This is a genomic window from Streptomyces sp. NPDC057271, from assembly GCF_042668715.1.
GTDB lineage: Bacteria > Actinomycetota > Actinomycetes > Streptomycetales > Streptomycetaceae > Streptomyces.
The window spans coordinates 1-19,035 of sequence record NZ_JBHUYJ010000011.1; the positions used below are offsets into that span (position 1 = coordinate 1).

Here is a 19,035-nt window from a genome sequence, read left to right on the forward strand (position 1 = left end):
GCGTGGACCTCGGTGGTCGCCGTGGCGCCATGGTGCCAGTGGTACGGAGGGAGCATTCCGGAGCAGCCGAGGAGGTCGCCAGACACGAGCGTGTCGACGAGCGCGGTGGCGTCATCGGGGCGGCGCTCGTCCAGGTCGACGCGGCCCGACTCGATGATCCAGAAGCGGTCGGCGGGCTGCCGTTCGCGGAAGATGCGCGTGTCCGCGGGGATACGGACCGGCCTTGACTGTCGCAGCAGCCGGTCGCGTGCCTCCGGAGTGAGTTCGCCCAGCAGCATGGTCATGGTGCTCATACCGCGCCTCCAGCCCTTTCCCGTACAGCTTCCCGCGCGGCGTTCGGGCCCGGGGAGGGCCGGACAGGCCCCACATGAGGGCCGACAGGCCCAGTCAGCGGATCAGCACGCCCTCCCCCGAGCGTGGTACGACGGCCGTCCAGCCCAGCTCCCGGTCGATGCGGTCGCGCAGTGCCTCGGACGCGGCCGGCTCGCCGTGGACGAGGTAGGTGGTGTGCGGGGGAGGGGCGCCGTGCAGCCAGTCGATGATCTGTCCGGCGTCCGCGTGGGCGGAGAAGTGGGGGACGTCGGCGACCTCGGCTCGTACGGGCACGTACTCGCCGAACATCTTGAGCGTCCTGGCGCCGTCGACCAGGTCCCGTGCGCGGGTGCCGGCCGCGGCGAAGCCGACCACGACGACCGCGTTGCGTGGATCGGGGAGCAGCCGGTGCAGGTGGTGCAGGACACGGCCGCCGGTCGCCATGCCGGCCGAGGAGACGATGACGGCGGGGCCGTGGACCTCGTTGATCTCGATGGACTCCTGGACGCTGCGCGCGGCGAGGAACGGTTCGGGGCTCAGCGCGGCCACGCCCTGGGCGAGGATCTCCGGCCGCAGTTCGGGGGACCGCGCGCGCACCGCGTCCCGGTACACGTCGAGGGCGGCCAGGGCCATGGGGCTGTCCACGTACACCGGTACCGACCGGGGCAGAACGCCCGACTCACGCAGCCGGGTGAGTTCGTGCAGGACGACTTCGGTGCGGTCGATCGCGAAGGCGGGGATGACGACGGTACCGCTCCGGGCGACGGTCCGGGCGATGACGCCGGCGAACTCCGACCGGGCGGACTCCTGGTCGTGGCGGCGGTCGCCGTACGTGGACTCCATGAGCAGCACGTCGGCGCCCGAGAACGGCTCGGGCGGTACCAGCAGCGGATGTCCGGGCCGTCCCAGGTCTCCGGAGACGGCCAGGGTATGGCCGTCCTCGAGCGTCAGGCGGGCCCACGCCGATCCCAGGATGTGCCCGCCGTGGTGGAGCGTCAGCCGGGTTCCGGCCATGATCTCGACGTCCTCGCCGACCGGCACCGGGTCGAAGAACGCCAGCGTCCTCTCCACGTCGGAGTCGTCGTACAGCGGCTTGGCCGGGCGGTGCTTGGACCAGCCGTGCTCGTCGGCGTGCCGGGCCGCCTCCATCTGGAGCCGTGCGCTGTCGCGCAGCACGATCGCGGCGAGCCGTGCGGTGTGCGCGCTGGTCAGGATCGGCCCCCGGAAGCCCTGCCTGACCAGGCGGGGCAGATAGCCGCAGTGGTCCAGGTGGGCATGGGTGACGACCACGGCGCCTACGTCGGCGGCGTCGCGGGCGAACCGTTCCCAGTTGCGCCGCCGCAGGGTCGCGAAACCCTGGAAGAGCCCACAGTCGAGGAGGATCCGCGCATGGTCGCTCTCGACCAGGAACTTGCTGCCGGTGACCGTTCCCACGCCGCCCAGGAAGCTGAGCAGCGCGGCTCGCGGAGCGGTGGGGGCGGGGTTCGGGGCTGCCTCGGACATGGTCAGCCCTCCTTCGGAGTGGACCGGTCTCCACCTTCGCATCCGGACCGGCCGGGTCCGGAGGGTCCGAGCGGGCCCCTTCCGGGGGCCGACCGGCTCAGGCGTGGGCCGGGGACTCCGTGGAGGCTCGCGGAGGACGTGGCGATGCCCGGCTCCGACCACGGCCCGGAACGGAGTGCCGCCGTGGACGACCGAGACCCGCGACTGCGCCGGCTCCGTGCCCTCGTCCTGGACACGGACGGCGTGCTCCTCGACTCGGCCGGCCTGCACGCGACGGCCTGGAAGACCGCCCTGGACGCCTGCCTGGAAGCGGTGTCGGGCGAGGATGAGCCGCCTTTCGACGCGGACGCCGACTACCGGCGGTTCGTCGACGGAAGGCCCCGCTACGACGGGGCGGCGGCCTTCCTCGCCGCCCGGGGGCTCGGACTCCCGGCCGGGACGCCCGGCGACCCGCCCGGCCGCACGACGATCTGGGCGGTCGCGGCACGCAAGGAACACGCGTTCGTCGATCTGCTCCGTACCGAAGGCGTCGCGGCGTTCCCCGACGCCCGGCCGGCCCTCGCGGACCTGCGCACGGCGGGTGTGGCGTGCGCCGCGGTGTCCGCCTCCCGGCACGCCCGGGCGCTGATCCGCGCCGCGGGGCTCACGGATCTCCTCGCGGTGATCGTGGACGGCGAGGACGCCGCCCGGCTCGGCCTGGCCGGCAAGCCGGATCCGGCGCTCTTCCTGCGGGCGGCGTCCCTCCTCGGCAGCCGTCCGCGGGAGACCGCGGTCGCCGAGGACGCGCTCGCCGGGGTCGAGGCGGCACGGCGCGGCGGTTTCGGGCTCGTCGCCGGTGTCGACCGCACGCCGCTGCGGACCGCGGCCGACGCCCTGCGAGAGCGGGGTGCCGACCTGGCGGTTCCCGATCTCACGACGCTGGTCCGGAGCGTGTGGGGTGAGCGCGGATGACCACCGGCTGGACGTGGAGTTACGACCGGTACGACCCGGAACGCGAGCCGCTCGTCGAAGCCCTCTGCACGCTCGGCAACGGCCGGTTCGCCACCCGGGGCTCCGCTCCCGAGTGCGCTGCCGGGACCAAGCACTACCCCGGCACCTATCTGGCCGGCTGCTACGACCGGGCCACCTCGGTCGTCGCCGGTGAACAGGTCGAGAACGAGGACCTCGTCAACCTTCCGAACTGGACGCTTCTGCGCTACCGCTGCCTCCCGGAGGACGGGCCGGCCGGCGACTGGCTGACGCCCGATGCCAGAGAACTGCGCCACTACGAGGTGCGACTCGACCTGCGCGCGGGTGTGCTCACCCGACGCCTGTTCTTCGAGGACGCCCGTGGGAGGGGCCTGCGCGTCAGCCACATCCGCGTCGTTCACATGGGAGACCCCGGACTGGCGGCCCAGTGCACTCTTTTCCGCGCCTACGGCTGGAGCGGTTCCGTCGAGGTGCGGTCCATCCTCGACGGCGCCGTCACCAATGCCGGAGTCGAGCGGTACCGGCATCTCGAAGGGCGTCATCTCACCGACCACCGGACCGGATTCGAACCCGAGGGCGTCGCCTGGATCTCCTGCCGTACGACCGACCCGGGCATGAGGATCGCCATGGCCGTGCGCACGGTGACCCGCCCCGTACGGCCCGCCCGAGAGGAGGCCACCCCGGCCGCCACCGTACAGACGTACCGCCTGCCCGTCGTTCCCCGGCGCTCGGCGATGGTCGTGAAGACCCTGGCGCTGCGCAGCTCATCGGACTGGCCCGCCGTCGACCCGCTCTCGGCGGCCACCGACGTGATCGCTCGTGCTCCGGTCTTCCCCCGGCTGCTCGCCACCCACAAGTCTGCCTGGCAGCGCGTCTGGGAGCAGGGTGAGCTGCATGTGCCCGGTGAGGCCGGCCGCATCCTGCGGCTGCACGTGTTCCACCTGCTGCAGACGCTCTCCCCGCACACGGCGGATCTCGACGTCGGCGTGCCCGCGCGAGGGCTGCACGGCGAGGCGTACCGGGGGCACGTCTTCTGGGACGAGCTCTTCGTCCTGCCCTACCTCGACCTTCACTTCCCGGAGGTGGCCCGGGCGCTGCTCATGTACCGGTACCGTCGACTGCCGGCCGCCCGAGCGGCCGCCCGCCTCGCCGGACACCAAGGGGCCATGTATCCATGGCAGAGCGCGAGTTCGGGCCGGGACGAGACACAGGCCCTCCATCTCAACCCGCGCTCAGGACGCTGGCTGCCCGACCGCTCCCGGCTGCAGCGCCACGTGGGCTCCGCCGTCGCGTTCAACGTCTGGCGGCACGCGCAGGCCACCGGCGATCGAGGATTCCTCCACTCGGCCGGGGCGGAGATCCTGCTGGAGGTGGCCCGCTACTGGTCCTCGGCCGCCACCTTCGACCCCGCCCTCGGCCGCTACCGCATCCGCGGGGTCGTGGGACCCGACGAGTATCACGACGCCTGCCCCGGTGCCACGACCCCCGGGATCGACGACAACGCCTACACCAACGCGACCGCCGCCTGGGTGCTCGCGCGCGGCCTCGACCTGCTCGGCGAACTGCCCGAGGCCCGCCGCTCGGAACTCTCGGAGCGACTGGCGCTGGACGACGGGGAGCTCGCTCGCTGGGAGGATGTCTCCCGCCGCCTGTACGTGCCGTTCCACCACGGCGTGGTGAGCCAGTTCGAGGGCTACGGGGACCTGGTGGAGCTCGACTGGGAGGCCTATCGGACCCGCTACGGAGACATTCGCAGACTCGACCGGATCCTGGAGGCCGAGGGCGACACGGTCAACCGCTACCAGGCGTCGAAGCAGGCCGACACCCTCATGCTCGGCTACCTGTTCCGGCCCGAGGAACTGTACGGGCTGTTCGGCCGGCTCGGCTACCGGCTGGACGACGAGGTGTGGCGCGCCACCGTCTCGTACTACCTGCGGCGCACCAGTCACGGCTCGACGCTCAGCAGTCTCGTCCACGGCTGGGTGCTGGCCCGGCAGAAGGGGCCCGACGCCTGGAGCTACTGCGAGGAGGCGCTGCTCGCCGACGTGGCCGACGTCCAGGGCGGAACGACCGGCGAGGGCATCCATCTCGGCGCGATGGCGGGCACGGTCGACCTCGTCGAACGAGGGATCACCGGCCTGGAAACGGGACCGGAGGGGCTTCGGGTGGCTCCGGTGGCGCTCGCGAGGATCCCACGGTTCGCCTTCACCCTGTGCGTCGGCCGTCATCGAGGGGTGCGCCTGCGGATGCTCCCGGGTCGGCTGGCCATCCGTGTCCCCGCCGCGTCCGGGGGCCCGCTCGCCGTGGTCCTCCCGGGCGACCGGCGGGTCACCGTCGCACCGGGACAGGAGCGTTGGTTCCGTCTCTGAGAGGTGGCTCGGAGAGGTGGCTCGCTCCGCCGGCGAGCGGCGCCTCAGCCGAAGGCCAGCACCTCGGAGACGGGCCGGCGCGGCGTGGCCTGCCCCTGGGGGCCGTAGCCCAGCCGGATCACCATGTGGACGAAGCCGACGGTCGAGCCGGGATCGCGTGCGTCGGCACGGAGTTCGGGCCATTCCAGCGGCTGGGACATGAGCGAGGTGGACAGACCGTCGAGTGTGGCCTGCAGCAGGACCCGATGCAGGGCCTGACCGGCCTTCAGCCATGCCTCCGGGGTGTCCTCGACCGTGCCGAGCAGCGCGATCTGCGGGTTCTTCTCGAAGCGTGCCGATGGACGGCCGGACACCTGGCGGGGGGCGCCGAAGTCCCTGACGGGGGAGGTCACGTCGTACTGCCGTGGACCGAAGGCGTACGCCGGGACACCCTCCGTGCCGGGGCCCTCGCCCGCCGCACCGGTGCGTGTCCAGGTGGCGATCTCCGCGCGTACGGCCTCGTCCGTCGCCTCGAACAGCTCGGAGGCGTGGACAAGTTCCATGACGGTGTCGGTGTGCCACGCTCCCGGCACGACGAGTCGGCAGCCCTCGAGGAGGGCCGCGGCACGGAGCCCGTCGATCACCTCGGAGGAGATCCGCTCCTCGGTGAAGGGAAAACGACTGGTGTGCCGCCGCGACAGGGCGGCATGGAGTACGCCCAGGTCGCTGTCGGCGTCGTCGGGAGCGTCCAGCCGTACGTCGGCGAGGTGCCAGGGATCGTCGGGCGAGGGCAGCAGCCGAACCGTGGGTCGCAGGCCCCGGTGTGCGGCGGCGACTCGCAGACCGAACAGCGCGGCGCCGCAGCCGATGTGGAGGGCGCGGTGGACCGGGTCCTCGTGCGGCATGCCGCGCAGCGGGTCGCCGTGCAGTTCGATGACCCCGTTGGCCGCCTTGCAGACGAACTTCCAGGGCTGTGCGTTGTGCATCGAGGGAGCCGTGACGGCGTCCTCGATCAGCGACGCCACGAGTGGCCGGGTCAGAGCGGTGGTGGACACGGTTCGTCCTTCTGCGGTGAGTCCCCGTCTGCGGTGAGTCACCATGAGATGTCCTGCGGGGTCCGGGTGGGGGATGTGAGACGCCGGTCGTCCTCGTGGAAGGACAGCCGGTCCACGACGGCGACGACGCCGTCCACGCGCTCGACGAGTCCGACGAGCATCTGGGCCTGACTCCGTCGCCGGACGCGGCCTCCCAGCGTCACCACACCGTCGAGGACGTGCACGTCCACCGCGTCCCCCGGCAGGTCCATGGCGTCCGTGAGGACGTCCTCACGGACACGGCGCCGTATCTCCGAGTCCGGGCGGAGGTATACACAGAGCAGATCGCGGCGGGTCACGATGCCCACCAGTCGTTCCTCCTCGTCCACCACGGGAAGTCGCTCGACCCCGCGGCGCAGCATCAGCCGTGCCGCGTCCGCCACCGTCTCCTCGGCGTGAACCGTGACGGGGGGCGAGGTCATCAGCTCCCGCGCGGTCAGCACGTGCCGGGCCAGGAGGTCGCTCTCGGAGACGACCCCGACGACGTGGTCGTCCTGGTCCACGACGGGAACTCCGCTGATGTCGTGCTCGGCCAGCAGCTTCGCCACTTCCTTGAACGGCGTCGCGGGGAGGGCGGAGACCACGTCGTCGGTCATCAGACCGCCGACCTTCATGTGCTTCATCGCCGCGCCTCCTGTTCGAGGGGTTCGGACGCTGTGTTGTCTCGCGTCACCACCCTCCAACGGACGCTCCGGGGCGGCGAGGGCCGAATGGTCCACCTTCAGGACCGAACGGGCTCGTCGCCGCCGGTCCCCTCCGCCCGCCGGGCGGGACCTTCGGTCCCGTCGTCGGCCCCAGCGGCCCTCCGGCCGCTCGGACCCGTTGTGCCAGGGTGGAAGTAGTCCCATGCACCCCGCATGAGGAGGAGCCGGGGACGGAACCACGACCCGTCCCCGCCTCGGCAGGGTCTCGCCGGTGTCTGCTCCAGCACGCCCACCGCCCCGTGGAGCTCATCCCCGGCAAGGACCCGGACACGGGAGCACGTCATGACACGCACAACGAACCGCCGTGACATCGTCGTCGGTGCCGGCCCCGTCAGGAACGGGCACCCGGCCCTCGCCCGGGCGCACGCCCGGCAGCCGGACGTGGCGACGCTCGCGGACGCGGCCGGGCACGCCCTTGCCGTCGTCGTCGGCCGTCGGGGCCGGGATGGGTACCCCGGGACGCGCGTCGGCTCCGTCGTCCGAGGGCTGCCGCACCGTCACCATTGCCCGGTGAACACCGTCCCTGCCGGGTGAGCGGGTCATGACGGCGTCCGCGGAGGACCGGGCGCGCGCCTCGCTGCGCGGGACCACGGGACTCACCGAGGCGGAGGCCGCCCGGAGGCTCGCCCGCACAGGCCCCAACGAGGTGACCCCGAGGAAGCCCGTACGGCTCCACAAGCGGGTCCTGGCCCAGCTGACCGACCCGCTGATCATGGTGCTCCTCGGGGCCGTCGTGCTCACCCTCGCGATCGGCGACCACCCTGACGCGATCGTCATCGGGCTGGTCGTCCTCGTGAACACGACCGTCGGCGTGGCGCAGGAGATCCGGGCCGACAACGCCGTCGCCGCACTCTCGGCCCTCACCGCCCCTCACGCGCGAGTGCGGCGCGACGGTTCCGTCCACGACCTCCCGGCGGCGTCGATCGTCCCGGGTGACGTCCTCCTGGTCGGTGAGGGCGACATCGTCGCCGCCGACGCCGAGCTCGCCGAGGCGTCCGCCGTCCTGGTGGACGAGTCCATGCTCACGGGGGAGTCGGTGCCCGTCGACAAGGACCCCGGCGCGACGCTGAGCGCGGGCACGGTCATCGTGCGGGGCCGGGGCGTCGCCACGGTCACGGAGACCGGGGCGTCCAGCGCGCTCGGCCGCATCGCGGCTCTCCTCGACGAAGGCCGCGAGCCGACCCCCCTGCAGCGCCGGCTCGCCGCCCTCGGTCGCGTCCTGGCGGCCGTGACGCTCGTGCTCTGCGTCCTGGTCTTCGCCCTCGGCCTGGTGCGGGGGCTCCCACTCGGCACGATGGCCGTCACCGCCATCAGCCTGGCCGTCGCGGCGGTCCCGGAATCCCTTCCCGCCGTCGTCACCCTGGCCCTGGCCCTCGGGGCCAGACGCATGGCCGCCCGGCACGCCCTGGTGCGGCGGCTGCCCGCGGTGGAGACGCTCGGCTCGGTGTCCGTCCTCGCCACCGACAAGACCGGCACCCTGACCGAGGGACGCATGGTCGTCCAGCACGTCTGGACACCGCGAGTGAGCGCCGAGCTCTCCGGCGTGGGTTACGAACCCGAAGGCGAGGCCCTTGTCGCCGGGAGGCCGGCGGAGGCGGACGAGCTCGAGCCGCTGACGGAGCTGCTGACGGTGACCACCCTGTGCAACGACGCCACGCTGCGCCCGGCGGACGAGAGGGCGTCCGACGGCCGCTGGACGGCTCTGGGCGACCCCATGGAGGCCGCGCTGCTGACGGCCGCGGCCAAGACGGGCTGCCCGGGGCCGACGGAACTGTCGGTGACCCGCCCCCGGGTCGCAGAGGCGCCCTTCGACAGCCTCCGCAGACGCATGACCACGCTCCACAGGACCGGCACAGGCGGGGTGCTCGTCTGCCTGAAGGGCGCCCCCGAGGCCGTACTCGACCCGGCGGTCCTGCTCGATCCTCCGGACGGGCTCGCGGCGGCACGCCAGGAGGCCGCGCACCTGGCCGCCCGGGGATACCGCGTGCTCGCCGTGGCGTCGGGCGTGCGGAACGACGTCCCGAGCCCGGTCACCGCGGCGGAGTCGGGGCTGGCGCTCCTCGGTCTCGTCGCGCTCAGCGACCCGCCCAAACCGCATGCCGCGGCAACCCTCGCCTCCTGCCGTGACGCGGGCATCACGCCCGTTCTCATCACCGGGGACCATCCGGCGACGGCCCGGGCGGTCGCGTCGCACGTCGCTCTCCTGGGCGACGCCGACGAAACCGAGGGCCGAGTCGTCACCGGGGAGGACGTGGCCGCGGGGCGAGTCGTCGACCTCACCTCGGTGCGGGTCTTCGCGCGTACGGACCCGCAGCAGAAGCTGGACATCGTGGAGGCGTGGCGTGCCCGGGGAGCGGTGACCGCGATGACCGGCGACGGGGTCAACGACGGCCCGGCCCTGCACCGTGCCGACATCGGTGTCGCCATGGGGGAGCGCGGAACGGAGGTGGCGCGGCAGGCGGCGGACCTCGTCCTCACCGACGACGAGCTCTCGACGGTCGTGGCGGCCGTCGAGGAGGGGAGACGTGTCTACGACAACATCCGCCGCTTCCTCGTCTACGGGATGGCCGGCGGCGCGGCGGAGATCCTCGTGATGCTCATGGGCCCGCTCCTGGGACTTCCGCTGCCTCTCCGCGCAGGCCAGATTCTGTGGATCAACCTCCTGACACACGGTCTCACGGGCGTCGCGATGGGCGCCGAGCCCGCGTCCCCGGGAGCGATGCGCCGCCCCCCGCGCCCACCTGACCAGCACATTCTCGGCGGCGGCGCCTGGCAGAGGCTGCTCGTTCTCGCGGCCGTCGTCACGGTGGCCTCCCTCGGCGCAGGGCTCGCCGCCCAGGCACTGGACCTCGCCTGGCAGAGCGTCCTCTTCCTCGCCCTGCTCGCCGCGCAGCTCGGCGTCGTCCTGGGACTGCGCACCCGGCTCCTGACCAAGGAGAATCCGTTCCTCCCGCTGTCCGTCCTCGCTTCCGCCCTGCTTGCAGCGGCCGCCCTGTACGTGCCCTTCCTGGCATCGGTCCTGGAGACCGAGCCGCTCGGCTGGGCGGGTGCCGGGATCGCTCTCGCGTGCGCGCCCGCCGGATTCGTCGCGGCCCGCGTCCTACGGACCGCCTTCCACCCGAGCGGCCCGACAGGAACCGGTGCCTCATCCGGACTACGGTGAGACTGCGTGCTTCGGGTGCCGCCCGAGCGCTCGACGCAGCCGGAGGTTTCGATGGGTCGTGAGGGCCCTGAGCGTGTGGAGAACCGGATTCCGCGGCTGAGACTCGACGAGCTGCTCGACGAGGTCCAGGTGCGCATCGACGAGGTGCGGGGCACCAGGGACCGGCTCGACGGTCTGCTCGAAGCCGTCATGTCCGTGGGCCGCGAACTCGACCTGCCGCAGGTGCTGCGCGGCATCGTGGAGGCGGCCGTGACGCTCGTGGACGCCGAGTACGGAGCCCTGGGCGTCATCGGCGACGACAGCAGACTCTCCGAGTTCCTCCCCATCGGCATCGGCGACGACCTGCGGAGGCAGATCGGCGACCTGCCCTCCGGACACGGCCTCCTCGGCGAACTGATCCGCAACCCCCGGCCGCTCCGCCTCTCCGAGCTGTCGGAGCACCCCACCTCGTACGGATTCCCGCCCCACCATCCGCCGATGCACACGTTCCTGGGCGTCCCGATCCGCGTCCGCGACGAGGTCTTCGGCAACCTCTACCTCACCGAGAAGCGTGGCGGAGCCGACTTCGACGCCGAGGACGAGGCCGTCGTCACGACCCTGGCCGTCGCTGCCGGCATCGCGATCGAGAACGCCCGGCTCTACGAGGAGGGCCGCCTCCGGCAGCGGTGGCTCGCCGCCAGCTCCGACCTCACCAGCGCCCTCCTGTCGGGCGCGGAGGACAGCCAGGTCCTGGACAGGATGCTGGAGCAGGCGGTCGACATCGCGGGTGCCGACGTGGGGGTCTTCTACCTGGTGGGGGCGGGCGGCGAGCTGCGGGGCTCGCTCGCCCGCGGTGAGGGGGCCGACGTGCACGCGGACGTCGTCCTGCCGAGCAGCGAGGGAACCCTGGCCGCTGCCGCCCTCACGGAGGGGGACGGCCTGATCACGGTGCCGGACGTCGAGAACGACCCGCGCGTCACGGTGCAGCCCGAACGGTGGAAGGGCTTCGGACCGGCCGTAGCCGTCACGGTCGGCACGAAGGAACGACTGAGCGGCGTACTGATCCTCGCGCGGCGCCACGGACGGCCCCCGTTCACAGGCTCGGAGATCACCGCTCTCCCCGGATTCGCGGGACAGGCCGCAATGGCGCTCGAACTGGCCGACCGGCGCCGGGAGGCCGAGCAGGTCGTCCTCCTGGAGGACCGCGACCGGATCGCCCGTGACCTGCACGACCTGGCGATCCAGCGGCTGTTCGCCACCGGGATGACGCTCCAGAGCGCCCGGCGGTTCGTCGAGCACCCGGAGGCCGTGGACCGGCTGGGACGGGCGATCGACGACCTGGACGCCACTATCAAGATCATTCGGTCGACCATCTTCGGGCTCCGGGACCACGGCACCCCGGGCGCCGCCCCGAGGCTGAGGAACCGCGTGGTCAAGGCGGTGGACGAGGCCGCGACCACGCTCGGGTTCGCCCCCGCCCTGCGCATGGAGGGCCTCCTTGACACGGACGTGCCCCCCGAGGCGGCCGAACAGGTGATCGCGGTCATCGGTGAAGCCCTCACCAACGTGGCCCGGCACGCGCGGGCCCGCCGGGCCGACGTGTCGGTCGTCGCCGACGACGGCGTCCTGGCCGTGACGGTGAGCGACGACGGCATCGGCATCCCGCCCGACGGCGCCCGCCGGAGCGGGCTGCGCAATCTGTCCGAACGGGCTGAGCGGTCGGGAGGCACCCTGTCGGTCCACGCGCGAGCCGAGCCGGCCGGCGGAACAGTCCTGGAGTGGCGTATCCCGCTGCCGGCCGAGCGGGAATGAGGACCCTACGCCTCCTCGTCGTCGTGCTCGTGGGCCTGTGCGGCGATGACGGCGGCCTGGACGCGGCGTTCCACGCCGAGTTTGCCGAGCAGGCGTGAGATGTGGTTCTTGACGGTCTTCTCCGACAGGTACAGCCGTTTGGCGATCTGCCGGTTGGTGAGCCCCTCGCCGATCAGGTCGAGGACGGACCGCTCCCGCTCGGACAGCACCGCGAGCCGCTCGTCCTCCGGCGGCTTCGCCGCCTCCGGGTCCCGAAGCGAGTGCATCAGCCGGGCGGTGGTGGCCGGGTCCAGCATCGACTGCCCGGTGGCCACGGTCCGTACCGCCGACACCAGATCGGATCCCTTGATCTGCTTCAGGACGTACCCGGCGGCCCCCGCCATGATCGCGTCGAGCAGTGCGTCCTCGTCGTCGAACGACGTCAGCATCAGACAGGCCAGTCCGGGCATCCGGGAGCGCAGTTCCCGGCACACGGAGATGCCGTCGCCGTCGGGCAGCCTGACGTCGAGAACCGCGACGTCAGGCCGCAGGGCGGGACCCCTGGCCAGTGCCTGGTCGGCCGTCGACGCCTCGCCGACCACCTCCATGTCGGGCTCGTCGTCGATCAGGTCCCGAAGGCCCCGGCGGACGACTTCGTGATCGTCCACGAGGAAGACCCGCGTGGGTGCGGTGGCTGTCTGGCGATCGTTCATGGCGATCCCTGTGGTCGGTCGCGTACGTGGTCCGCCCCTCACGAGGATTGTCCGTCATCGAACGCCTCACGGGCCGGGATCGAGGTCCATCCGGACGTCGACGACCCCCTCCACCGCGCGCACCGCCCGGGCCAGGAGCGGCACCAGCGACCGATCGGAGAGCACACCGCGGATCGTGGCCACCCCCTCCGTCACCGTGACGTCGAGCGCCGCCGGGGCAGCGGACTCGCTGAGCACGGAGCGACGGACGTCGTCCTCGATCTCGGCGTCCGTGCGGAGGAAGACCTTCAGCAGATCGCTCCGGCTGACCACGCCCTCCAACATGCCCACGCCGTTGACGACGGGCAGGCGCTTCACCCTCCGCGTCGCCATGATCCGTGCCGCTTCGGCGAGCGTCGCGTCCGGGTGGACGGTCACGGCCGGGCTGGACATGAGTTCCCCGGCCCGCAGGGCTCCGGCCTTGGACGCCGCGGGGAACTCGTCAGGACGGGGTTCGTCCGTGCGGAACTCCTCCTTCGGCAGCAGGTCGGCCTCCGACACGATCCCGATCACCCGTCCCTCCCCCTCCAGGACGGGCAAGGCGCTCACCTTCCACTGGTCCATGAGGGCGACGATCTCCTTGTACGAAGCGTCACGCCCGATGGCGACGGCGGTGTGGGTCATGACGTCGCTGACGGTGTAGCGCGAGGCGGGCATCACGTTCTCCCTGAGAGGTGAGGATCTACAGGCCGCTTCCGTGGGGGGCGTACAGATCCAGCAGCCGCACCCGGGCGGAGAAGAGACGATGGGCGAGCATCTGTCCGACGAAGTGGTCCAGGGCGAGGCCGAAGGCCGGATCGACGTCCATCATCATGCGCACGGTCGCCGCGTCGAACTCGTCCGCGCGTACCCGCGTCATCGCTTCGGCGCCGAAATGCCAGCGGTACGGCTCGAACAGCCACGACCAGCCGAGCAGTTCACCGGCGCTGACGCTGTCGACCACGGCCGGCCGCTTGCCGGGGACACGGACGTCCAGGGTGACTGTTCCGGTACGGACGATCCAGAACCGGTCGGCGTATCCGCCCTCCTCGAACAGGCGGGTACCTTCAGGGAAGTCCACCCGGTTGGCACAGTTCAGCAGCCGGTCACGCTGGTCGGCGGAGAGGGCTGCGGTGAGGCGTGGGTTGGGGGGAGTGCTCATCGGGGCCTCCTGATCGGTGTCCACTCCCAGTCTGGTCCTGTTCCGCGAGGGGCGAGGAGGGCCGGATGGCCCCCTTGGTGCACCGCTCGGCCCCGTGCCAGTCGGATCAGCCCCGGCTCCGGCATCCGCCGCGCGCGGCAGGCATCGGGTTCCGGATCACAGGCTCGACTCCGACGGCGGCCTTCCGGATCACGGACTCGACTCCGGCGGCGGCCTTCCGGATCACAGTGGCGACACCGGCGGGGCGACCTTCCGGCACGTATCGGAGGAAGGGCGCACCGGGCCGGGTGGCACGGGGCGCGTCTCACTCCGGCTGTCAGCGGGCCCTTCCTCGCGGGTCGGTCACGAGGCCTGGAGGGCCGCGCCCCACGCCCTCGCGCGCTCCCTCTCGCCTTCGCGCAGCGGCCCTTCGGTGTCCTCGATGATGAATCCCTCGGGTTCCGCGACGAGTTCGTAGCCATGGCTGCGCAGCCGGCGCGCGATGCCGCCGGCGGCGGCGCCGGCCAGGCGCATGTCCGCCCGGGTGTCGAAGGCCGCGGCGGCATGGGTACCGGTGTGGGCCTTCGGGAGCGTGTCGTGGAACCAGTCGCGGACGCCAGGACCCTCGGCGCCCTCCTCGGGGGCGAAGGGACGTTCCCCCTTCTCGGCGTCCTTCTCCTCCGACTTCAGCCCCATCTTCCGGCTCATCCCCGTTGTCATGCCCCGCATGTGGGTCGGTCCGCCGACGACCAGCAGGTCGGTGGGGCCGATGCGCTCCGGCAGCGCGTCGACCACGGCCACGCACTCGACCTCGGCGTCCGGGTGCGCCGCCTTGACGCCCTCTCCTATCGCGTCGGCGACCTCGCGCGTGTTGCCGAACAGACTCTCGTACACGATCACGGCACGCATCACGTCTCATCTCCTCAGGTGCTTCGTTCTCCGGCTTCCGAGGCCGCCTCGATCGTCCGCAGCGCCGCGCGCAGCACGATGCCGACGCCTGGGGAGACCAGCGTCCAGTAGCGGCCGAACCGTCTGGTGGAGACCGGGTCGGTGCAGGCGGTGCGGGCTTCGTAGGTCAGAAGCGACCGCTCTGCCCCGTAGGGGTGGACGACGAAGGCGGCGGCCATCTTCGCCCAGCCGGGTTCCTCGAAGCCCGCGAATTCGCCGGGTTCGACGCGGCGCCACTCGATGGTGGGCTTCCACACCTTGCCGACCGCCCCGAAGACGATCTCGCGCCCCGCGCGCTCTCCCAGGGCGACCCAGGGTTGGGCCTCCGGGTCCCGCCGATCATCACCTGTGGGCGTCTCGAACAGGTCGGAGACCCGCATCGAAGGCGGTGTGACCGCGGGCCGACGGCGCAGTCGGTCCGGTACGCCACGCGCCCACGTGACCGCGTCGAACAGCGGGGAGTGGATGGACAGCATGTCCAGATCCCGGGCTGCTCCGTACACCACGTCCGGCGGGGCGCCGATCACGGAGCACTCCAGGCGGGAGAACCGGAACTCGGGCAGAGCGGCGTCGAGCAGAAGAGACTCGGCGGTCGCGTCGGCGCTCGGCTGGGTGTTCATGTACACCTCCTGAATCCGACACCACCAGTCTGGTTCACAGCTCGGGCGTCTCGCTTGGGTCGAACGGTCCCCACTCGCCGCTCGACACGGCGGAGTCTCCGCTCGCACGGAGGTGCATCGACGATGTACGGCGGCCGGGGGAGGCACCGGGCGGCCCCGGGTGGGCGTGTCACGGACCCGGCCCGCGTTCCGGTGCGGGATGTTCGTCTCCGACGATCGGCGAATGTGCGGAGGTGTCCCGGTGGAGGCGAGCGACGGAGAGCGGAATCGGCCCGAGTCCCCGTCCCGGGCGCCGTCGGAGCCCGCGAGGCGGCCGGCTCCGCTGACGCGTCTGCGGGCTGCCGTGTCGGGGCCGCCCCCGCCGGGGCCGTCGCGGCCGGAGTTCTGGCGCAGCCCGCTGCGGGGGCTGTGGCTGACCGCCGTGCTCGGAATCGTCCTGCTGGTCGGCATCACGCTGCTGTTCGTCACGGGCCTGCTGTCGTACGCCGCGTACAACCCGGATCTGTCGCCCATCAACGACCAGACGCCGGACAAGGGGTGGCTAGGCTTCTACCTGTTCTCCTGGCCGACCTCGCCGTACTGGCTCTACCGGGTGAACCAGGGCGTACACGTGGTCCTGGGCGTCGTCCTCGTACCGGTGCTGCTGGCGAAGCTGTGGTCGGTCATCCCCAAGCTGTTCCGGTGGCCGCCCGTACGGTCGGTCAGCCACGGCATCGAGCGCCTGTCCTTGCTCCTGCTGGTGGGCGGCGCCGGCTTCGAGTTCGCCACGGGCATCCTCAACGTGCAGTTGCACTACATCTTCCCGGGCTCCTTCTACGTCCTCCACTTCTACGGGGCGTGGGTGTTCATCGGCGCCTTCGTCGTGCACGTGGCCTTCCGGCTGCCGCGTGCCCTGCGCGCGGTGAGGTACGGACGCGAGCTGCCGGAAGCCGGTACGGAGGAGGCGGCCGGCCTTGCGTCGCCCCGGCCGGCGCCGCCCACCATCTCGCGGCGGGGCGCCCTGGGCATGGTCGGACTGGGGTCCCTGGCGCTCTTCGTGGTGACGGCCGGGCAGAGTGTGGGCGGCTGGTGGCGCCAGACGGCGCTGCTTGCCCCGCACGGCCGCGATCCCGGCTCAGGTCCGAACGGTTTCCAGATCAACAAGACCGCGGCATCCGTAGGGATCCGGCCCAGCGACATCGGCCCCGCCTGGCGGCTGACCGTACGCGGCGCGGGCCGCCAGGTCGTGCTGACCCGAGATGCGCTCCTGGCCATGGAGCAGCACGAAGCGGCGCTGCCCATCGCCTGCGTCGAGGGCTGGTCGACCCCCGACCAGCTGTGGAGCGGCGTTCGGCTCACGGACTTGGCCGCACTGGTCGGGCGCGGCACGGACACCCCGCGGGCCCTGGTGGAATCGGTACAGCGGGGAGGGGCGTTCAGCTCCGTCGTCCTGAGGGACAACCAGGTACGCGACCACCGTTCGCTTCTGGCCGTGCGCGTCAACGGAGCCGTGCTCTCGCGGGACCACGGCTACCCGGCCCGCGTGATCGTCCCGGGCGCGCCCGGCGTCCACAACACCAAATGGGTCACCCGGATCACCTTCGGAGAGCCGGCATGAGCCACCTGGCCGCCTTTCGCCGCCGCTACGGAGCGTCCCCGCTCCACCTGCTCCTCGTGCTGGCCTCCTTCGCGCTCGCCGCCTACGCCGGCGTCCGGCTGTTCCAGGGGGACACCCTGGGTGTGGCTCTGTGGTTCGTCGGTGCGGCACTCCTCCACGACCTCGTCCTGCTCCCCTTCTATTCAGTGACCGACCGGGCCGCGCAGCGTCTGTTCAGGGAGAAGGCACCCGCGGGGGAGGGGCCGCCGAGGGCGAGTGTCAACTACGTGCGTGTCCCGGTCTTCGTCTCGGGGCTCCTGCTGCTGGTCTGGTGGCCGCTGATCCTGGGCCGGGTCGACCACTACACCGCGTACACGGGGCTCCCGGCCGACGGGTTCCTGGGACGCTGGCTGCTCGTCACAGCCGCCCTCCTCGTCGCCTCGGCAGCGACGCTCCTCGTCCGGAGGTGGCACGCGTCGGCGCCCCGACGACGCTCGGCGCGACGTCGGCGCCGGGCGCGCCGCGCCGCGGAATGACCTCCCCGGAGGCGTGCACCGCGCACGTCGAGGGCCGGCGCCACCCGATCCAGGAGACAGAACCTAGGTCGGCCGGCTCGCGGTCCGGGCCGAGGGCGGCGACCCCGGTCCGGACGCCTGGACGGAGACGTCCACGGGCCGACGCGTTCCGGTTCCGCGCTGCCGCCGCACGGCAGCGGCCGTGAGGACGAGGAGGGCAGCGAGACCGTACGCGATCGCGGCCGTCGGTTCCCGGTGGTCGAAGACCCGGCCGAGGACGTAGACGGCTGGGCCGGCCAGGGCGACGCCGAGCCACTCCCAGCGTCCGCCCAGTGCGACGAGGGCGACCAGGAGGAGGGCGTACCAGGAGTAGCCGGGCGTGAGGAGGGTGAACGCCCAGCCGGTGACCAGCAGCGCGCCGCTCCATGGCCGGTGCGGATCACCGCGCCACATCACGTACAGGGACACGCCCGCCATGACGACGAGGACCACGGGGAGCGCCCAGCTGTCGGGCAGGACCTGGCGGAGCAGCGCGTACCGGGAGCCGTCCGCGGGGTCGTCGTAGCCTTCCTCCTCCACATAGCCGCCGAGGTAGCCGAAGACGGAACCGTCCGAGAGGAGGGAGTACGGGAGGTAGGCGAGCGCGGTGAACGCGGCGGCGGGCAGCAGCACGGCGGCCGCGTCGCGGACGCGGCGGACTCCGGACAGCGCGCCCGGCAGGACGACGGCGGGCATGAGCTTGGTGGCGACGGCGGCGCCGAGGACCAGTCCGCCGGCCGGGCGACGGCCCGGAAGGACGGCGAGGAGCCCGAGGCCGGCCACGGCCAGCAGCGCCCCGAGGACGTCCACATGCGCGTTGTTGACCGCTTCGACGGGCACGACGGGACACCACGCCCAGTACGCGGCCCGCCGCAGGTCCGTACCCCTGCGGCGCAGGATCATCAGCACCGCACCGGTCACGCCCAGGGAGATCAGGCCGGAGCCGATCTGGAGGGGCTTGTGCCGGGCTCCCTCCGGGGAGAGCTGGTCGACGGCCAGGAAGTACGCTTCGGCCACGGGCGGGTAGATGGTGTGTACGGCGGGCCGGTTGAGACGCGTGCAGTGCCGTACCGGTCCGGTAGCGGGGATGCGGGCGCGGTCCGGCCCGGCGCAGGCCGCCCCCGTGGGAAAGAGCCACGAGTCGCGCAGCCGGACCAGCTCCGGGTCCTGCGGCGCGTGGTCGTACGGGGAGACGCCGGCCGACTGGACGCGGCCGTCCCAGGCGTAGCGGTACGAGTCGGTGCTGGTCCGGGGCGGCGCCACCAGCCCGGTCACCGTGACGGCGATCGCCCCGGCCACCAGCAGGGGTACGACATGGGAGGACGGAACCCGGCGCAGCGCGAGCAGAGCACCGGCGAACAGCGCCCAGCACGCCGCGTACCACCAGAACAGCCCGCCGGGGTCGGTGAAGTAGCCGTCGTACCGGATGGTCAGGACGAGGACGGTGGTGAGTGCGGCGAGGGCCGTGGCGGTGAGGGCAGTGCGCGTGTTCACGTCCGCAGCGTTCCAGGAACGGTCCTCGAAGTGGGGTCGGGCGTCCCGCGCGTCCGTGTTTCGTAAGGTGTTCCGACCACCCACGGGGGCCCTGCCGGGGGTGTCATG

General features: G+C 72.3%; 17 protein-coding genes. 7 read left to right on the plus strand and 10 right to left on the minus strand.

Annotated elements, in window-relative coordinates; all coding sequences use genetic code 11:
- Positions 1–293: cyclic nucleotide-binding domain-containing protein (locus tag ACFUJR_RS07955; protein WP_383450275.1), on the minus strand; the 293-nt coding region annotated here is incomplete at its 3' end.
- A gap of 94 nt (positions 294–387) precedes the next feature.
- Complete coding sequence (locus ACFUJR_RS07960; protein ID WP_383165136.1) at positions 388–1,815, minus strand: MBL fold metallo-hydrolase RNA specificity domain-containing protein; 1,428 nt, start codon at positions 1,813–1,815, stop codon at positions 388–390.
- Between the two features lie 144 nt (positions 1,816–1,959).
- Here ACFUJR_RS07960 and ACFUJR_RS07965 point away from each other — a divergent pair, with 144 nt between their 5' ends.
- The gene (locus ACFUJR_RS07965; protein WP_383165133.1) at positions 1,960–2,766 is read left to right on the plus strand and encodes an HAD family hydrolase; all 807 of its coding nucleotides are present in this window, start codon (positions 1,960–1,962) and stop codon (positions 2,764–2,766) included.
- Positions 2,763–5,153: a glycoside hydrolase family 65 protein gene (locus ACFUJR_RS07970; protein WP_383165130.1), complete on the plus strand. Its 2,391-nt coding sequence runs from the start codon at positions 2,763–2,765 to the stop codon at positions 5,151–5,153. Before ACFUJR_RS07965 ends, ACFUJR_RS07970 begins: the two co-directional genes overlap by 4 nt.
- Positions 5,154–5,197: 44 nt before the next feature.
- On the opposite strand, the gene ACFUJR_RS07975 is transcribed toward ACFUJR_RS07970, so the two are convergent.
- On the minus strand, positions 5,198–6,187 hold the full coding sequence (locus ACFUJR_RS07975; RefSeq protein WP_383165127.1) for an Acg family FMN-binding oxidoreductase: 990 nt from the start codon (positions 6,185–6,187) through the stop codon (positions 5,198–5,200).
- Positions 6,188–6,225: 38 nt separating this feature from the next.
- Positions 6,226–6,849: a CBS domain-containing protein gene (locus ACFUJR_RS07980; protein WP_383165125.1), complete on the minus strand. Its 624-nt coding sequence runs from the start codon at positions 6,847–6,849 to the stop codon at positions 6,226–6,228.
- Positions 6,850–7,212: 363 nt separating this feature from the next.
- Between ACFUJR_RS07980 and ACFUJR_RS07985 the strand changes: the two genes are divergently transcribed.
- Genes ACFUJR_RS07985 through ACFUJR_RS07995 form a run of 3 tightly spaced genes read left to right on the plus strand, consistent with a single transcriptional unit; the run spans position 7,213 to position 11,884 of the window.
- Positions 7,213–7,464 (plus strand): hypothetical protein, encoded by a 252-nt coding sequence (locus ACFUJR_RS07985; RefSeq protein WP_383165122.1) that lies wholly within the window; start codon positions 7,213–7,215, stop codon positions 7,462–7,464.
- Positions 7,465–7,471: 7 nt separating this feature from the next.
- Positions 7,472–10,093, plus strand: coding sequence for a cation-translocating P-type ATPase (locus tag ACFUJR_RS07990; protein WP_383165119.1), 2,622 nt, complete (start codon positions 7,472–7,474; stop codon positions 10,091–10,093).
- 51 nt (positions 10,094–10,144) lie between these two features.
- On the plus strand, positions 10,145–11,884 hold the full coding sequence (locus ACFUJR_RS07995) for a GAF domain-containing sensor histidine kinase (protein ID WP_383165116.1): 1,740 nt from the start codon (positions 10,145–10,147) through the stop codon (positions 11,882–11,884).
- 5 nt (positions 11,885–11,889) lie between these two features.
- Here the strand turns inward: ACFUJR_RS07995 and ACFUJR_RS08000 are convergent, their stop codons facing one another.
- The 5 genes from ACFUJR_RS08000 to ACFUJR_RS08020 all read right to left on the minus strand — a co-directional run bounded on the left by ACFUJR_RS08000 (position 11,890) and on the right by ACFUJR_RS08020 (position 15,303).
- On the minus strand, positions 11,890–12,576 hold the full coding sequence (locus ACFUJR_RS08000) for a response regulator (RefSeq protein ID WP_383165114.1): 687 nt from the start codon (positions 12,574–12,576) through the stop codon (positions 11,890–11,892).
- Between the two features lie 66 nt (positions 12,577–12,642).
- Positions 12,643–13,272 (minus strand): CBS domain-containing protein, encoded by a 630-nt coding sequence (locus ACFUJR_RS08005; RefSeq protein WP_383165111.1) that lies wholly within the window; start codon positions 13,270–13,272, stop codon positions 12,643–12,645.
- 25 nt (positions 13,273–13,297) lie between these two features.
- Positions 13,298–13,756: a Crp/Fnr family transcriptional regulator gene (locus ACFUJR_RS08010; RefSeq protein ID WP_383165108.1), complete on the minus strand. Its 459-nt coding sequence runs from the start codon at positions 13,754–13,756 to the stop codon at positions 13,298–13,300.
- Positions 13,757–14,098: 342 nt separating this feature from the next.
- Positions 14,099–14,644 (minus strand): flavodoxin family protein, encoded by a 546-nt coding sequence (locus ACFUJR_RS08015; RefSeq protein WP_383165105.1) that lies wholly within the window; start codon positions 14,642–14,644, stop codon positions 14,099–14,101.
- A 14-nt stretch (positions 14,645–14,658) separates the two neighbouring features.
- Entirely contained in the window at positions 14,659–15,303 is a 645-nt protein-coding gene (locus tag ACFUJR_RS08020) for a hypothetical protein (RefSeq protein WP_383165102.1), read from the minus strand.
- A gap of 343 nt (positions 15,304–15,646) precedes the next feature.
- Between ACFUJR_RS08020 and ACFUJR_RS08025 the strand changes: the two genes are divergently transcribed.
- Positions 15,647–16,900: a molybdopterin-dependent oxidoreductase gene (locus tag ACFUJR_RS08025; RefSeq protein WP_383165099.1), complete on the plus strand. Its 1,254-nt coding sequence runs from the start codon at positions 15,647–15,649 to the stop codon at positions 16,898–16,900.
- Entirely contained in the window at positions 16,897–17,415 is a 519-nt protein-coding gene (locus ACFUJR_RS08030) for a hypothetical protein (protein WP_383165096.1), read from the plus strand. The genes ACFUJR_RS08025 and ACFUJR_RS08030 overlap by 4 nt, the downstream gene beginning before the upstream one ends.
- A 63-nt stretch (positions 17,416–17,478) precedes the next feature.
- Here the strand turns inward: ACFUJR_RS08030 and ACFUJR_RS08035 are convergent, their stop codons facing one another.
- Positions 17,479–18,927: a glycosyltransferase 87 family protein gene (locus ACFUJR_RS08035; RefSeq protein WP_383165093.1), complete on the minus strand. Its 1,449-nt coding sequence runs from the start codon at positions 18,925–18,927 to the stop codon at positions 17,479–17,481.
- Positions 18,928–19,035 lie beyond the last annotated feature (108 nt).

Excerpts from the sequence above, each read along its gene's own strand:
- ACFUJR_RS08010 (WP_383165108.1), bottom strand. The coding sequence starts at position 13,756 with ATGAGCACTCCCCCCAACCCACGCCTCACCGCAGCCCTCTCCGCCGAC.
- ACFUJR_RS08020 (WP_383165102.1), bottom strand. The coding sequence starts at position 15,303 with ATGAACACCCAGCCGAGCGCCGACGCGACCGCCGAGTCTCTTCTGCTC.
- ACFUJR_RS08005 (WP_383165111.1), bottom strand. The coding sequence starts at position 13,272 with ATGCCCGCCTCGCGCTACACCGTCAGCGACGTCATGACCCACACCGCC.
- ACFUJR_RS07965 (WP_383165133.1), top strand. The coding sequence starts at position 1,960 with ATGCCCGGCTCCGACCACGGCCCGGAACGGAGTGCCGCCGTGGACGAC.
- ACFUJR_RS07960 (WP_383165136.1), bottom strand. The coding sequence starts at position 1,815 with ATGTCCGAGGCAGCCCCGAACCCCGCCCCCACCGCTCCGCGAGCCGCG.
- ACFUJR_RS07995 (WP_383165116.1), top strand. The coding sequence starts at position 10,145 with ATGGGTCGTGAGGGCCCTGAGCGTGTGGAGAACCGGATTCCGCGGCTG.
- ACFUJR_RS08015 (WP_383165105.1), bottom strand. The coding sequence starts at position 14,644 with ATGCGTGCCGTGATCGTGTACGAGAGTCTGTTCGGCAACACGCGCGAG.
- ACFUJR_RS08000 (WP_383165114.1), bottom strand. The coding sequence starts at position 12,576 with ATGAACGATCGCCAGACAGCCACCGCACCCACGCGGGTCTTCCTCGTG.
- ACFUJR_RS07980 (WP_383165125.1), bottom strand. The coding sequence starts at position 6,849 with ATGAAGCACATGAAGGTCGGCGGTCTGATGACCGACGACGTGGTCTCC.
- ACFUJR_RS07970 (WP_383165130.1), top strand. The coding sequence starts at position 2,763 with ATGACCACCGGCTGGACGTGGAGTTACGACCGGTACGACCCGGAACGC.
- ACFUJR_RS07990 (WP_383165119.1), top strand. The coding sequence starts at position 7,472 with ATGACGGCGTCCGCGGAGGACCGGGCGCGCGCCTCGCTGCGCGGGACC.
- ACFUJR_RS08030 (WP_383165096.1), top strand. The coding sequence starts at position 16,897 with ATGAGCCACCTGGCCGCCTTTCGCCGCCGCTACGGAGCGTCCCCGCTC.
- ACFUJR_RS07985 (WP_383165122.1), top strand. The coding sequence starts at position 7,213 with ATGACACGCACAACGAACCGCCGTGACATCGTCGTCGGTGCCGGCCCC.